Origin of the sequence: Alteromonas sp. CH_MED4-4 (assembly GCF_037029575.1) — a bacterium.
In the GTDB taxonomy this organism is placed as follows: Bacteria; Pseudomonadota; Gammaproteobacteria; order Enterobacterales; family Alteromonadaceae; genus Alteromonas; species Alteromonas macleodii.
Window position 1 is genome coordinate 146,737 of record NZ_JAYMEU010000005.1, and the last position, 14,152, is coordinate 160,888.

Below are 14,152 nucleotides of genomic sequence, written 5' to 3' on the forward strand. Positions count from 1 at the left end.
TTAGTGTATTTGTGCTTGGCGATATTTTAATCACTCATGCCAAAAAGATCGATTTATGCATCGGTTGGCGAGTTGATTTAAGGTAAACTTGTTTTTATAAGCATGAGTAAACATGGGCTTTAGGGTGAGCTAGCAAACAGCAATAAAGAACCCAAAGCGATAGACTCAACACTATTCATATCTCTGAACAGGTAATTATGATGACCGCTATGAGTAAACGCACATACAGTCTGGAAGAGCTTGCCAAACATGTAAGTGGGCAAGTGCAGGGCGATGGAAACATTACTATCTCTGCAGTAGGTACGTTATCCGGTGCAGCATCGCACCAAATTTCGTTTCTAACAAATCCTAAATACAAGCCGCAGTTAAAAGATACTCAGGCTGGTGCGGTAATTCTGCACAAAAACTTAAAAGATGATAGCCCAGTTCCAGCGTTGGTTGTGGCAAACCCTCATGCAGCGTTCGCCCTCATCGCTCAGTTGTTTGATACTACCCCAGCGGTAGCGACAGGTATTGCTGATACAGCGGTTATTGCGCCATCTGCCCGCATCGGCAGTGATGTATCGCTAGGCCACAATGTAATCATTGAAGAGAACGTGGTTTTAGGCGATAGAGTTACTGTAGGCGCGAATACGGTTATTCGTAGAGGTACCCATATTGGTGAAGGCTGTACCATTCACCCGAACGTAACTATCTATCATGACGTTGTGATTGGTAAGCGCGTGACAATTCATAGCCAAACAGTTATTGGTGCGGCAGGCTTTGGTTACGCAAACGATAAAGGCGTTTGGATCCCTATTCCACAAACAGGGTCGGTTCGCATTGGTGACGACAGTCAGATTGGCGCAAGCAGCAGCATTGACCGCGGCGCCATGGAAGATACGATCTTAGGCACTAACGTTATTATCGATAACCAAGTACAAATTGGCCACAACTGTATTATTGGTGATCACTCTTGTATTTGCGGCGCTACAGGTATTGCTGGTAGCTGTCATATCGGCAAGCACGTTATTATCGGTGGTGGAGTGGGCATTAATGGCCACATTAGCATTTGCGATAATGTTCAGGTGACTGGCTATACCATGATTGTACAAGATATCACTGAACCGGGTGTTTATTCTTCTGGCCAGCCAGCACAAACCAACCGTGACTGGCGCAAAAATACGGTTCGCCTTGCCAAAATTGGTAGTTTATTTGACCGTGTTAAAGCCCTGGAAAAACAGGTCTGATCTCGCGCTGGCGCAGGTATTTCGTTAAACCTGCGCCATTTATATTAATTTGGTCACAAAGCGGTATACAAGCCCCCGAAAATGACTAGAATATGGCTCGAATTTGAGCAATCAGTGCGTAACGCCATATAAAAACCGCAGTTAAGGAGCCCCCATGTTTTCTCGCGAAATGAATATAGCTGACTTCGATCCTGAATTAGCCGATGCAATGTCTAAAGAGGTTGAGCGTCAAGAACATCACATAGAGCTAATTGCCTCTGAGAACTACTGTAGCCCACGTGTAATGGAAGCACAGGGTTCGCAGCTTACTAACAAGTACGCGGAAGGCTACCCAGGCAAGCGTTACTACGGTGGTTGTGAGCACGTAGACGTTGTTGAACAACTTGCTATCGATCGTGCAAAAGCACTATTCGGTGCAGACTACGCGAACGTTCAACCGCACGCTGGCTCACAAGCTAACTCTGCCGTATTCATGGCACTACTTGACGCAGGCGATACGGTATTGGGAATGAGCCTTTCTGAAGGTGGTCACCTTACTCACGGTTCACACGTAAACTTCTCTGGTAAAACCTACAATGCTGTACAGTATGGTCTGAACAAAGAAACCGGTGAAATCGATTACGCTCAGGTTGAGGCACTTGCTAAAGAGCACAAGCCGAAAATGATTATCGGTGGTTTCTCTGCGTATTCTGGCATTGTTGATTGGGCAAAATTCCGTGAAATCGCTGATAGCGTTGGCGCTTACTTGCTCGTAGATATGGCGCACGTAGCAGGTCTTGTAGCAGCGGGCGTTTATCCAAACCCGCTTCCTCACGCTCACGTGGTAACAACGACTACTCATAAAACCCTTGCTGGCCCACGTAGTGGTTTAATCCTTTCTTCATGCGGCGATGAAGCGATTTACAAAAAGCTAAACAGCTCTGTATTCCCAGGCAACCAAGGTGGCCCTCTTTGCCACGTGATCGCAGCTAAAGCGGTTGCATTCAAAGAAGCCCTACAGCCAGAATTTAAAGTGTATCAGCAGCAGGTTGTTGCAAATGCGAAAGCTATGGTTTCTGTAATGCAAGAGCGCGGTTATAACATCGTTTCTGGCGGTACTGACAACCACTTGTTCCTTCTTGACCTTATCGACAAGGACATTACCGGTAAAGATGCTGACGCAGCACTTGGTGCCGCAAATATTACGGTAAACAAAAACTCAGTGCCAAATGACCCGCGTTCACCGTTTGTAACCAGCGGTCTTCGTATTGGTAGCCCAGCGATTACTCGCCGTGGTTTCAAAGAAGAACAAGCTAAGCAAGTTGCAACATGGATTTGCGACATTCTAGATAACATGGGCGATGAGTCTGTTATCAAACGTGTTCAAGACGAAGTGGTTGCACTTTGCGCACAATTCCCTGTTTATAAATAAATAGGTTTGTGTTTTGTTGCGTACTTTGGTACTAATGCTGGACTAACTAGTCTAGGTTTAATTTAGATACCTAAGTACGCAATATTTAAGGATTATTCATGTTTTGCCCGTTTTGTTCAGAACAAGAAACAAAAGTCATTGATTCTCGTTTGGTTGCAGAAGGGCAACAGGTGCGTAGACGCCGTGAATGTATGGTGTGTCACGAGCGCTTCACGACCTTTGAAAGTGCCGAGCTCGTGATGCCTCGCGTTATTAAACGCGATGGTTCTCGTGAACCGTTTAACGAAGATAAACTTCGTGCAGGCTTGCAACGCGCACTCGAAAAGCGCCCTGTGAGCACAGAAAAAGTTGAACAATGTATCCTCTCACTTAAGTCACAGTTGCGCGCAACCGGTGAACGCGAAGTGAGCAGTGAATTGCTCGGCAACCTAATTATGAAAGCCCTCAAAGAACTCGATAAAGTTGCTTATGTCCGGTTCGCCTCCGTTTATCGCTCTTTCGAAGATATTCGTGAATTCGGAGAAGAGATTGCACGATTAGGAGATTAAGTCGGCGACCTCTCAAACATCAGACACTTAGGGCTACAACAGGAATCCAAGTGAACCACGATACGGTTAAAAACGATTATTTTTGGATGGCAAAAGCCATTCAGCTTGCCCAACAAGGGCGTTTTACCACTTCTCCTAACCCTCGCGTAGGCTGTGTAATTGTTGACGAAAACAATCAATTGCTCGGTCAGGGATATCACATTCAAGCTGGTACACCCCATGCCGAAGTGCATGCATTAAGACAAGCATCTAACGCACGTCCGCAGGGCGCAAAGGGCGCGACGGCATACGTTACACTTGAACCTTGTAGTCATTTTGGTCGCACACCGCCTTGCGCTATTGCCTTGGTAGAAGCAAAGGTAGAGCGTGTTGTTATTGCTATGACCGACCCGAATCCAAACGTATGCGGTAACGGTATTAGCATTCTGCAGGAAGCAGGCATCGAAGTGGTAAGCGAAGTGATGGCTGCTGAGGCCGCAGCGCTAAACCCTGGGTTTATTAAACGCATGCTTACCGGTAGGCCCTTTGTTCGCGTGAAATTAGGCATTAGCCTAGATGGAAAAATAGCCCTTCAAAATGGGGTAAGTCAGTGGATTACTGGTGCAGAAGCAAGGCGGGATGTGCAACAGTATCGTGCACAAAGTTGCGTAGTATTGACGGGTTCGGGTACGGTACAAGCTGATAATCCTAGCCTCTTAGTTCGTGAAAAAGAGGCTCAGTTTGAAAAGTATCCACTAGATCATATCCGCCAGCCAGCACGTGTGGTTGTCGATAGCAAAAGTAAGCTTAGTAGAGACTACACACTTTTTAACGACGGCAATATTACGTTCACGGCGACGTCACAGGCTCACCCAGACACCGCTACTCAGCACTATCTCCAACTGGACGAAAAAGACGGTAAACTCAATTTACATTCACTTATGTCAGCACTAGGCGATAAGCAATATAATGAAGTGTGGGTGGAAGCAGGCCCAGGCCTTGCCGGTGCATTATTGCAAGAAGGGCTGGTGGATGAACTTATTTGCTACCAAGCGCCTAAGCTTTTAGGTGATAAGGGAGTCAGTATGGTTAATTTACCCGCGTTCACGTCGCTAAATGAATGTATTTCGCTTTCGCTTATTGAAAATCGTCAAGTGGGTAACGATATTAAGCTTATCTTCCGTCCTGATGTTAGCAACACCCGTGGTTAACGCGATTAAAGAGGAACTTTATGTTTACTGGAATTATTCAAGCGCTAGGTACAATTAAGAAGCTTGATAACCGTGGCAACGATATTCGACTTACCGTTTCATCGCCTACGCTTGATATGTCTGATGTCGCACTCGGCGACAGTATTGCGACCAATGGTGTTTGCTTAACAGTGACTGATATGGGCCCCGATTATTATTGTGCAGATGTGTCGGCAGAGACCATCAAATTAACGGGCTTTGCACATTACAGCGCAGGCTCTACGGTGAATCTTGAGAAAGCGATGCGTCCAAGCGATCGTTTAGGCGGACATATCGTTTCCGGTCACGTTGATGGTGTAGGCGAGGTTACACAAATCATTAAGCACTCAGACTACGTAGAGTTCTGGGTAAAAGCGCCAGAAGCCTTGGCTAAATATATTGCGCATAAAGGTAGTATCACCGTTGATGGTATCAGCTTAACTGTTAACGAAGTTAATGGCGCAGAATTTATGCTTTGGATCATTCCTCATACATTGCAAGAAACCATTATGGGGAGCTATAAGGTGGGCACAGCGGTGAACTTAGAGGTTGATGTTATTGCGCGCTATTTAGAGCGACTGATGTTGGGCGACAAAGCCGCCGAACCAAAAAGCAAAGGCATTGACATGGCATTTCTTGCCGAGAACGGATTTTTAAGAAAATAACCCTACAAGAAGCACACAACATGGCATTTAACACTACACAAGAAATAATTGAAGACATTCGCCAAGGTAAAATGGTTATCTTGATGGATGACGAAGACAGGGAAAATGAAGGCGATTTGATAATGGCGGCAGAGCATGTGACGCCTGAAGCCATTAACTTTATGGTGACCCACGCTCGCGGCTTGGTGTGTTTACCAATGACGCAAGAGCGCTGTCGCACCCTGAATCTTCCGCTTATGGTGGATAAAAACGAGGCACAGTTTTCTACCAACTTCACTGTGTCTATTGAAGCGGCAACCGGCGTGACCACAGGCATTTCGGCGGCAGATCGCGCAACGACCATTAAAGCTGCTGTAGCGAAAGACGCGAAAGCGACAGACATTGTACAGCCGGGTCATATTTTTCCGCTAATTGCTAAAGACGGTGGCGTGTTAAACCGCGCAGGTCACACTGAAGCCGGTGTAGATTTACCGCGTTTGGCAGGGTTAGAGCCTGCTGGGGTTATTGTAGAAATCCTCAATGAAGACGGCACGATGGCCCGTCGTCCAGAACTAGAAAAGTTTGCTGAAAAACATAATCTTAAAATCGGCACCATTGCTGATTTAATTGAATATCGCAATCTCAACGAAACCACCATTCAAAAGGTCGCTCAATGCAATATGCCAACCGAGTATGGTGACTTCGAGCTTCACACGTTTAAAGACAGCATCGACAACCAACTTCATTTCGCACTTAAAAAAGGCGAAATTAAAGAAGATGAGCCGACACTTGTACGTGTACACCTTCACAATACGTTTAGTGATCTTCTTGGGTCTACCCGCGGTATTCATCGCTCGATGACGCTTGCCGATGGCATGCGCAAAATTTCAGAAGACGGTGGCGTATTGGTGCTATTAGGTAAAGAAGAGCATATTGAAAGTCAGGTACGCCGCTTTGCCGCAGAAGACCGAGGCGAGCGCCCGACTGGCGCTGACTGGCAGGGATCGTCACGCACTATTGGTGTAGGCAGTCAAATTCTAGCATCAATGGGCGTACACAAAATGCGTCTTCTTAGTAAGCCAATTAAATATCACGCACTTTCAGGTTACGGCCTTGAAGTAGTGGAGTACGTGCACGACTAGTACTTAGCTGTAGGGCGGAGCTCAAGTGGAGAGGGTTTGCGACAAGCACTCCGTTTCCACATTGGGTCAAGCTAACGTACCCGTTTACGAATAGTTGAAGTTAAAGAAACAATCGATTTAGTTTGGGCGCAGTTGTGGTATACTTCGCGCCGTTTTTTCTCGAGGAATGAATCCATGCAGGTAATTGAAGGTAATATCAGAGCAACCGGTAAGAAATTTGCTATCGTTGTATCACGCTTTAATAGCTTTGTAGTTGAAAGCTTACTTGAAGGTGCACTAGACACACTAGAGCGTCACGGTGAAGTGAGTGATGACGATATCACGTTAGTACGTGTACCTGGTGCTTACGAGTTACCTGTAGTAGCTAAGAAATTAGCTGAGAAAAAGTCATTTGACGCCATCATCGCACTAGGTGCGGTTATTCGTGGTGGTACGCCACACTTTGATTTTGTAGCAGGCGAGTGTAACAAAGGTCTTGCGCAAGTTTCTCTTGAATACGGTGTACCCGTATCATTTGGCGTAATTACAACAGATTCAATTGAACAGGCTATCGAGCGTTCAGGAACCAAAGCGGGCAACAAAGGTGCAGAAGCTGCACTTGGTGCGCTGGAAATGGTTAACGTTATCGATGCTGTTGAAAAGCTTTAAGGTAAACATTAAGTGAAAGTTTCAGCTCGTCGTAAAGCCCGTGAACTCGCTCTGCAAGGCGTGTATTCATGGCAAATGAGTCACAACGATATTCAGCAGGTTGAACTGGCGCTAGCCACCAGTAACGACATGCAAAAGGTAGATATGGCGTATTTCCAAGCTCTGCTTCGCGGTGTTGCACACAGCGCAAGCAAACTTGATGCGACCATCAAGCCTTACCTTGGCCGTTTGCCTGAAGAGTTAGACGCTATTGAAAAAGCAATCTTGCGCATTGCGACGCTGGAACTGACCGAGCGCATTGACGTCCCTTACCGCGTAATTATTAATGAGGCGATTGAGCTTGCTAAAGCATTTGGTGCTGAAGAAAGTCACAAGTTCATTAATGGTGCACTGGACAAAGCAGTGCGCACATTGCGCAAAGACGAGCGCGACTAACCTTACCGTGGCGGCATGGACTGCCGCTAAAAGGGTTTAAAAATTACCGTGAAAGAATTTGATCTTATCGGCCGCTACTTTTCAAACAGCGGCCACAAACGCAAAGACGTTGTTATTGGTATTGGTGATGACTGTGCTGTAACAACGGTTCCTGAAAACCAACAGCTTGCCGTTACCACAGATACCCTGGTTGCAGGTGTGCACTTTTTGAAAGACGCACCGGCGAAGTCTGTTGCGTATAAAACAGTGGCGGTAAACTTAAGCGACCTTGCCGCAATGGGCGCAGAGCCAGCGTGGATTAGCTTATCTCTGTCATTACCGGAAGTGGACGAAGCTTGGCTAGATGACTTTGTTTCGGGCCTTTATGAGCTAACTCAGTACTATTCTGTACAGCTTATCGGTGGCGATACGGTTAAAGGCCCAATGGCGTTCACGATTACAGCTCAAGGCTTCATACCGCCAGGTTCTGAGCTAACGCGTAGCGGCGCTAAGCCAGGTGATTGGCTTTATGTCACGGGAACGCTTGGTGACGCAGGTGCAGGTTTAGACATCCTGCAAAATAAGCTGAGTGTAAGCGGTGAAGCGAAAGATGTCTTGGTAAATCGTCATTACTTCCCAACTCCTCGCGTAGCGGTGGGCACAGCTATCCGACGTATTGCAACGTCGTGCATTGATATCTCTGATGGTTTAATTTCAGATTTAGGTCATATACTAAAAGCGTCTAATTGCGGTGCAAATGTTCATGTAGAGCGTTTACCGTTGTCACGAGCACTAACAAGCGCGGTTACACCAGAGCAAGCTATCGAATACGCGCTGTCTGCAGGCGATGACTATGAGCTTATTTTCACTGTAAGTGAAGAGCAGCGCGGAAGTCTTGAAACCTCGTTGGCAAGCACAAACGTGAAAGCCACATGTATTGGCCAATTAACCGGTCATAACGGCACACTTTCATTACTCAAAGACAACGAAAAGTACACACCTGTTAACGTGTCAGGTTACGAGCACGCCTTTTAGGCGGCCTATTTGTCCGACAAAAGCAATAAAAAGGAAAAAGCATGCAGGCTGAGTTTCGCGCTAGAGTGAGTATGAAAAATCCCGTGCATTTTCTCGCACTAGGCTTTGGCAGTGGACTTATTCCTTTCATGCCGGGAACCTTTGGCTCACTTGCTGCGTTGCCCCTACTTATTGCCTGTAGCCAGATTTCCCTAATTTCCTTTATCGCGCTTACGCTGATATTCTCAGTTGTAGGCATTTACCTGTGTGGCAAGACTGCTGACGATATGCAGGTTCACGATCATGGCTCTATAGTGTGGGATGAAATAGCGGGCATGTTTGTGACCTTTCTGTTTGTACCTATTTCAGCGTCTTCTTTACTTGTAGGCTTTGTTCTATTCAGGCTTTTCGATATCTTGAAGCCTTGGCCAATAGGTATCATAGATAAGCGCTTACACGGCGGTACAGGCATTATGCTTGACGATCTTATCGCTGGCGCCATGGCATGCGGTTGTCTACATTTACTAATGGCGTTTTGGCCTGCCGCATTGGCTTTGTTTTAATTCATTACGAACATTCGCCGCCATTTTGTTAGACTTACCTTAAAGGAAAGCCAGTTGACGGTGAGCAAACTATTTACGAAAAAGCCCGCAAAATAGCGGGCTTTTTAATGTCTTAGTAATGATTTTAAAGCTTAATTAGTTAGCACTTAAACTGCTAGCCGCCGCAATAATACCTTCAGCATCTAAGCCGTGCTCTTTGTACATTTCTTGCTGTGTGCCTTGCAGTATGAAACTATCAGGCAGCCCTAACATCTTCACCGCTTTTAATACGCCATTTTGCTGCAAGTGTTCTAGTACGGCACTACCAGCTCCACCCATAATACAGCCGTCTTCCAACGTAATAAGTGCACTGTGCTCACTGGCAGCTTTTAATACTGCGTCGCCGTCTAACGGCTTAATGAAACGCATGTCGATAACGGTAGCGTCAATCGCCTCTGCAGCTTCAAGCGCGTAGGGCAGTAGGCAGCCAAAGTTTAAAATGGCGATACTTTCAGACTTGCCTTTTGATGATTCTCGACACGTACGAGATTTACCAATCTCAAGCTCTGTCATAGCTTCGTCAGGCGTGACACCCATGCCAGCACCGCGAGGGTAACGAACAGCAGCTGGTTTTTGTAGCTTGTGACCCGTGTAGAGCATTTGACGACATTCATTTTCATCTGAAGGCGCCATAACCACCATATTCGGAATACAGCGCAGGAAAGCGATATCAAACGCCCCCTGGTGAGTAGGGCCATCTGCGCCAACAATACCGGCTCTATCAATGGCAAACAATACGGGTAAGTCTTGAATCGCCACATCGTGAATGAGCTGGTCGTAGGCGCGCTGCAGGAACGACGAATAAATAGCAACAACCGCATTCATACCGTCTTTGGCAAGGCCTGCGCCAAAGGTCACCGCGTGCTGTTCAGCAATCGCAACATCGAAATACTGCTCTGGAAAACGCTGAGAAAACTCAACCATGCCTGAACCTTCGCGCATGGCTGGCGTTACCGCCATTAGCTTAGGGTCTTGTGCCGCCATATCACACAGCCATTTCCCAAAGATTGCAGAGTAGGTAGGGGCTGAAGGCTTAGATTTTGGCAAAGCATTGTCAGCCGGATTGAATTTTGGTACCGCGTGGAACTTGATAGGGTCTTCTTCAGCAACCGCGTAACCTTTACCTTTCTTGGTGACTACGTGAAGTAGCTGCGGGCCGTCAAACTTGCGCATATTGCGTAGCGTATCGACAACACCATTTACGTCGTGGCCATCGATAGGGCCAATGTAGTTAAAGCCAAGCTCTTCAAATATCGTGCCCGGGACAACCATGCCTTTAATGTGTTCTTCTGCACGGCTGGCAAACTCCTTAATAGGAGGTACATTGCTTAGCAGCTTTTTGCCGCCATCGCGTATAGAGTTGAAAAAGTTGCCTGTAAGCAAGCGAGCTAAGTGACTGTTCAACGCACCTACGTTTTCAGAAATAGACATTTCGTTGTCGTTAAGTACAACTACCATGTCTTTCTTGATATCACCAGCGTGATTAAGGGCTTCAAACGCCATACCAGCGGTCATAGCACCGTCGCCAATTACCGCTACAACCTTTCTGTTTTTGCCTTCTTTTTCGGCAGCCACAGCCATGCCCAGCCCTGCACTAATCGATGTAGACGAATGACCAACTGCAAAGGTGTCGTAGTCGCTCTCAGGCGGCCATGGGAAAGGGTGCAGACCATTCTTTTGGCGAATGGTGCTCATGCGCTCTGCACGGCCTGTAAGGATTTTGTGCGGATAAGCTTGGTGACCTACATCCCACAGCAATCGATCGAAGGGGGTGTCGTACACATAGTGCAAAGCGACGGTCAGTTCCACTGTGCCTAAACCAGATGCAAAGTGCCCACTAGTTTGGCTTACGCTGTTAAGTAAGTACTCACGTAACTCATCGGCGAGCTCGCCTAATTTGTCTTGGGGCAACTGCCTCAATTTATCGGGTGTTTGCGCAAGCGCAAGCGTTGGGTAATGTTGGAGATCTAAACTCATGTACTTATTATCTTTTTCAACATGGCGTGTGGCTAATGGTCGCGTTTTACCAAAAGCTCGCTAAACGCGATTAAACTGTCAGTATTGTAGGGTAAACGCGCCAATGCTTGAAGTGCATTATCGTGAAGCATTTCTAATTCTTGTTTAGCGCCTGTAATACCAAGTTTGGCTGGAAAGGTATTTTTCCCTAACGCTTCGTCTGACCCCGCGGGCTTACCTAATTTTTCGCTACTGCCTTCCACATCTAAAATATCGTCTTGAACTTGGAAAGCTAGCCCAATATCCGCGGCATAAGCCATTAAGTCAATTTTAGTTTGAGGCAGTAAGCCTTCACTAACAATGGCGACCATTTCTACGCAGGCTTTTAACAATGCACCGGTTTTCAATCTATGCAGCTGTTTTAGTTCTTCTAGCGAGATGGTTTTGCCGGTGCTGGCTAAATCGATAGCTTGCCCACCGCACATACCTATGTAACCCGCACTTTTCGCAAGTACAGACAGTAACTGGCTACGCTTTGTTTCAGCATACGTGCTTAATGGCGCATCAGCTAACACTGTAAATGCAAGTGCCTGCAGTGCATCGCCAGCTAAAATAGCGGTAGCCTCATCAAAGGCGATATGACAGGTTGGCATACCGCGGCGCAAGTCGTCGTCGTCCATGGCTGGTAAATCGTCGTGGACTAACGAGTAGGCATGCACACATTCAATGGCCATACTAATAGCCATTTGGTCTTTTTTGGGCACGTCTAGGGTGTTACCTACTACTTGAACAAGTAGTGGCCGCATCCGTTTACCGCCAGCAAGTAAGGCGTGACGCATTGCGTCTTTCAAGCGCGGCGCGTAATCGGGTAATTCGTCAATTAATGTAAGAAGAGATGCATCAGTTTGCTGTTTAACTTGCTGATGCAAAGCAGAAAAATTCATAGATTGCCTGTTAGTTAAAAATGAACGATTTATGGCTGTTCACTTTCAGGAAGAGGGTGGAGCGTTTCTTCGCCTTGTTCACTGAGCAGTATCTTTACTTTTTGCTCGGCGTTTTCAAGAGATTGTTGGCCCTGGCGGGAAAGTGCTATACCGCGCTCAAATTTTTCTAGTGCTTTATTAAGAGGCAGATCACCGCTTTCCATTTCGTTAACGATAGCTTCTAGTTCTGATAAAGTTTCTTCAAAAGACGCTGATGCTTTTTCTGTCGTCATAAAAACACTCAATATAGTGGCCAAAATACGTATACCGCGCACATTAACCGAGGGTTGCACAAGGGTCAAATGGTTTGTCCGTATATCGCCTATATCACAGTAACATAGCTTTTTTTTCATCCAGTTCAAAAGGCAACATACAAGCAAATTGTGCTATATTCGATGCAAGGCTCAGTAACCTTTCAGAAGTAACCGTGTTATTTACTGTGAAGGAAAAAGTAAGGAGCTGAAAAAGCGCTAGGTATTTTAGTTTAGAAAAAAGACAAAGCTGCGCTTTTGCATAGAACCTACTTCATAATAAACAAATAAATGTGATATTTTTCAATAATGTCGTTTTAGTATTTCTATCTTTTGCCGATAGGGTATTTGTACACTAACAGCACTGACTGCGCATAAATGGGGAAGAGTGAGTGGATTTAGCAACCGTCATAGGTATGTTGGGCGCCATTGGTTTCATAGTTATGGCTATGATTCTGGGCGGCAGCTTGGGCATGTTCATCGACGTGCAATCAATACTTATTGTATTCGGGGGAACACTATTTGTTGTCCTATCTCAGTTTACGTTGGGTCAATTCTTCAGTGCGGGTAAAGTTGCTGGCAAAGCGTTCATGTTCAAAATTGAAACGCCTGAAGAGCTTATCGAGAAGATTGTTGAAATGGCAGACGCTGCGCGAAAAGGCGGGTTTCTGGCACTAGAAGAAGCGGAAATTTCAAATGAGTTCATGCAAAAAGGTGTGGACATGCTGGTTGACGGCCACGACATTGAAGTGGTGAGAGAAACGTTAGCTAAAGATATTTCTATGACAACGGAAAGGCATGAGTTCGGCGCTTCTATATTTAAAGGAATGGGTGACGTAGCACCAGCGATGGGTATGATTGGTACTTTGATCGGTCTGGTTGCCATGCTTTCAAACATGGATGACCCTAAAGCCATCGGCCCTGCCATGGCGGTAGCGCTATTAACCACGCTGTATGGTGCCTTTTTTGCCAACGTCGTGTGTTTGCCAATTGCCTTTAAACTGGCGGTAAGAGCTGGAGAAGAGAAGTTAAACCAGAGTCTTGTTCTTGACGGTATTGTGGGTATAGCCGACGGCCAGAATCCACGTGTTATCGAAGGGGTATTAAAGAACTACCTTGCGGCGAGTAAACGCGGAAGCGCAGAGGAAGAGTAATGGCCGAAGAAGAATGCCCAAAATGTCCCCCCGAGGGGCTTCCAGCCTGGATGGGAACCTTCGCAGACCTGATGTCGTTGCTTATGTGCTTCTTCGTACTCCTTCTTTCTTTTTCGGAAATGGACGTACTGAAGTTCAAACAAATTGCGGGCTCTATGAAGTTTGCTTTTGGTGTGCAAAATAAAATTGAAGTAAAAGATATTCCAAAGGGTACCAGTGTTATTGCAATGGAGTTTCGACCTGGCAAGCCTGACCCTACGCCTATTGAGTCCATTCAGCAGCAAACCAACGAAATGACCCAACAAATGCTGGAATTTCAGGCTGGTAACGAAGACTCTGCCGGCGGAAGGCAGAAGCAGCGCGGCGAGCAGCGTGGCGGACAATCTCAACAAACTGCTACTGAGTCGTCTTCATCGGCTGAGCAAAGCACCGATCAGTCGCAAATGGCTGAACTGATGAAAAAAGTAGCGCAGCAATTAGAAAAACAAATTCTAGATGGTTCGGTGGAAATGGAATCGTTGGGTCAGCAGTTAACCATTCGAATTCGTGAGAACGGTTCCTTCTCGGCGGGCTCAGCCTTTTTGCAGCCCCAATTCCAACCGGTGTTGAGAAAAATCGGTACGCTGTTGGCGGATGTGCCTGGAGAAATCGAAATTTCAGGGCACAGTGACGGTCAGCATATTGCTAATGAACTCTATCGTTCTAATTGGGACTTGTCAGCGCAGCGCGCTGTAGCGGTCGCTGAAGCCATGCGGACCGCGCCAGGGTTTGACGAAAGTCGTATGTCGGTAGTGGGTAAGGCAGATACCGATCCAATTGTAGAAAATGCCACTACACCTTCAGACCGAGCGCAAAATCGCCGCGTTGAAATTAATATTAATCAGGGTAAACCAATGCTGTCTAAGCCTATATCAGTTGTAGATGAGTAGTGCTTTGACCTAGTGTCAG

The 14,152-nt window shown here is 46.4% G+C and carries 15 protein-coding genes; 12 read left to right on the forward strand and 3 right to left on the reverse strand.

Annotated elements, in window-relative coordinates:
- Positions 1–200 precede the first annotated feature (200 nt).
- The 10 genes from lpxD (at position 201) to WA381_RS05670 (ending at position 8,821) form a co-directional block, all read left to right on the forward strand.
- On the forward strand, positions 201–1,229 hold the full coding sequence (gene lpxD, locus WA381_RS05625) for a UDP-3-O-(3-hydroxymyristoyl)glucosamine N-acyltransferase (RefSeq protein WP_156087352.1): 1,029 nt from the start codon (positions 201–203) through the stop codon (positions 1,227–1,229).
- A 154-nt stretch (positions 1,230–1,383) separates the two neighbouring features.
- On the forward strand, positions 1,384–2,640 hold the full coding sequence (gene glyA, locus WA381_RS05630) for a serine hydroxymethyltransferase (protein WP_014950092.1): 1,257 nt from the start codon (positions 1,384–1,386) through the stop codon (positions 2,638–2,640).
- A gap of 98 nt (positions 2,641–2,738) precedes the next feature.
- Positions 2,739–3,188 (forward strand): transcriptional regulator NrdR, encoded by a 450-nt coding sequence (gene nrdR, locus WA381_RS05635; RefSeq protein WP_012517538.1) that lies wholly within the window; start codon positions 2,739–2,741, stop codon positions 3,186–3,188.
- 50 nt (positions 3,189–3,238) lie between these two features.
- Positions 3,239–4,378 (forward strand): bifunctional diaminohydroxyphosphoribosylaminopyrimidine deaminase/5-amino-6-(5-phosphoribosylamino)uracil reductase RibD, encoded by a 1,140-nt coding sequence (gene ribD, locus WA381_RS05640; protein ID WP_156086644.1) that lies wholly within the window; start codon positions 3,239–3,241, stop codon positions 4,376–4,378.
- A 20-nt stretch (positions 4,379–4,398) separates the two neighbouring features.
- Entirely contained in the window at positions 4,399–5,061 is a 663-nt protein-coding gene (locus WA381_RS05645; RefSeq protein ID WP_014950090.1) for a riboflavin synthase, read from the forward strand.
- Positions 5,062–5,081: 20 nt separating this feature from the next.
- Positions 5,082–6,182, forward strand: coding sequence for a bifunctional 3,4-dihydroxy-2-butanone-4-phosphate synthase/GTP cyclohydrolase II (gene ribBA / locus WA381_RS05650; protein ID WP_014950089.1), 1,101 nt, complete (start codon positions 5,082–5,084; stop codon positions 6,180–6,182).
- 174 nt (positions 6,183–6,356) lie between these two features.
- Positions 6,357–6,830 (forward strand): 6,7-dimethyl-8-ribityllumazine synthase, encoded by a 474-nt coding sequence (gene ribH / locus WA381_RS05655; protein ID WP_014950088.1) that lies wholly within the window; start codon positions 6,357–6,359, stop codon positions 6,828–6,830.
- A 12-nt stretch (positions 6,831–6,842) separates the two neighbouring features.
- Positions 6,843–7,265, forward strand: a complete 423-nt coding sequence (nusB, locus tag WA381_RS05660; RefSeq protein ID WP_156086643.1) for a transcription antitermination factor NusB — start codon at positions 6,843–6,845, stop codon at positions 7,263–7,265.
- Between the two features lie 48 nt (positions 7,266–7,313).
- Positions 7,314–8,279: a thiamine-phosphate kinase gene (gene thiL, locus WA381_RS05665; RefSeq protein WP_014950086.1), complete on the forward strand. Its 966-nt coding sequence runs from the start codon at positions 7,314–7,316 to the stop codon at positions 8,277–8,279.
- A 41-nt stretch (positions 8,280–8,320) separates the two neighbouring features.
- The gene (locus tag WA381_RS05670) at positions 8,321–8,821 is read left to right on the forward strand and encodes a phosphatidylglycerophosphatase A family protein (protein ID WP_049586604.1); all 501 of its coding nucleotides are present in this window, start codon (positions 8,321–8,323) and stop codon (positions 8,819–8,821) included.
- Between the two features lie 135 nt (positions 8,822–8,956).
- Here WA381_RS05670 and dxs read toward each other — a convergent pair whose 3' ends face one another.
- The 3 genes from dxs to xseB are packed head-to-tail and all read right to left on the reverse strand — an operon-like array spanning position 8,957 to position 12,032.
- Positions 8,957–10,837 (reverse strand): 1-deoxy-D-xylulose-5-phosphate synthase, encoded by a 1,881-nt coding sequence (dxs, locus tag WA381_RS05675; RefSeq protein WP_156086642.1) that lies wholly within the window; start codon positions 10,835–10,837, stop codon positions 8,957–8,959.
- A 32-nt stretch (positions 10,838–10,869) separates the two neighbouring features.
- Positions 10,870–11,760: a farnesyl diphosphate synthase gene (locus WA381_RS05680; RefSeq protein WP_014950084.1), complete on the reverse strand. Its 891-nt coding sequence runs from the start codon at positions 11,758–11,760 to the stop codon at positions 10,870–10,872.
- A gap of 29 nt (positions 11,761–11,789) precedes the next feature.
- Positions 11,790–12,032, reverse strand: a complete 243-nt coding sequence (gene xseB, locus WA381_RS05685) for an exodeoxyribonuclease VII small subunit (protein ID WP_014976981.1) — start codon at positions 12,030–12,032, stop codon at positions 11,790–11,792.
- Between the two features lie 410 nt (positions 12,033–12,442).
- Between xseB and pomA the strand changes: the two genes are divergently transcribed.
- Positions 12,443–13,204 (forward strand): flagellar motor protein PomA, encoded by a 762-nt coding sequence (gene pomA / locus WA381_RS05690; RefSeq protein ID WP_014950082.1) that lies wholly within the window; start codon positions 12,443–12,445, stop codon positions 13,202–13,204.
- Positions 13,204–14,133, forward strand: a complete 930-nt coding sequence (locus tag WA381_RS05695) for a flagellar motor protein MotB (protein ID WP_014976980.1) — start codon at positions 13,204–13,206, stop codon at positions 14,131–14,133. The genes pomA and WA381_RS05695 overlap by 1 nt, the downstream gene beginning before the upstream one ends.
- The last annotated feature ends 19 nt before the right edge of the window (positions 14,134–14,152 follow it).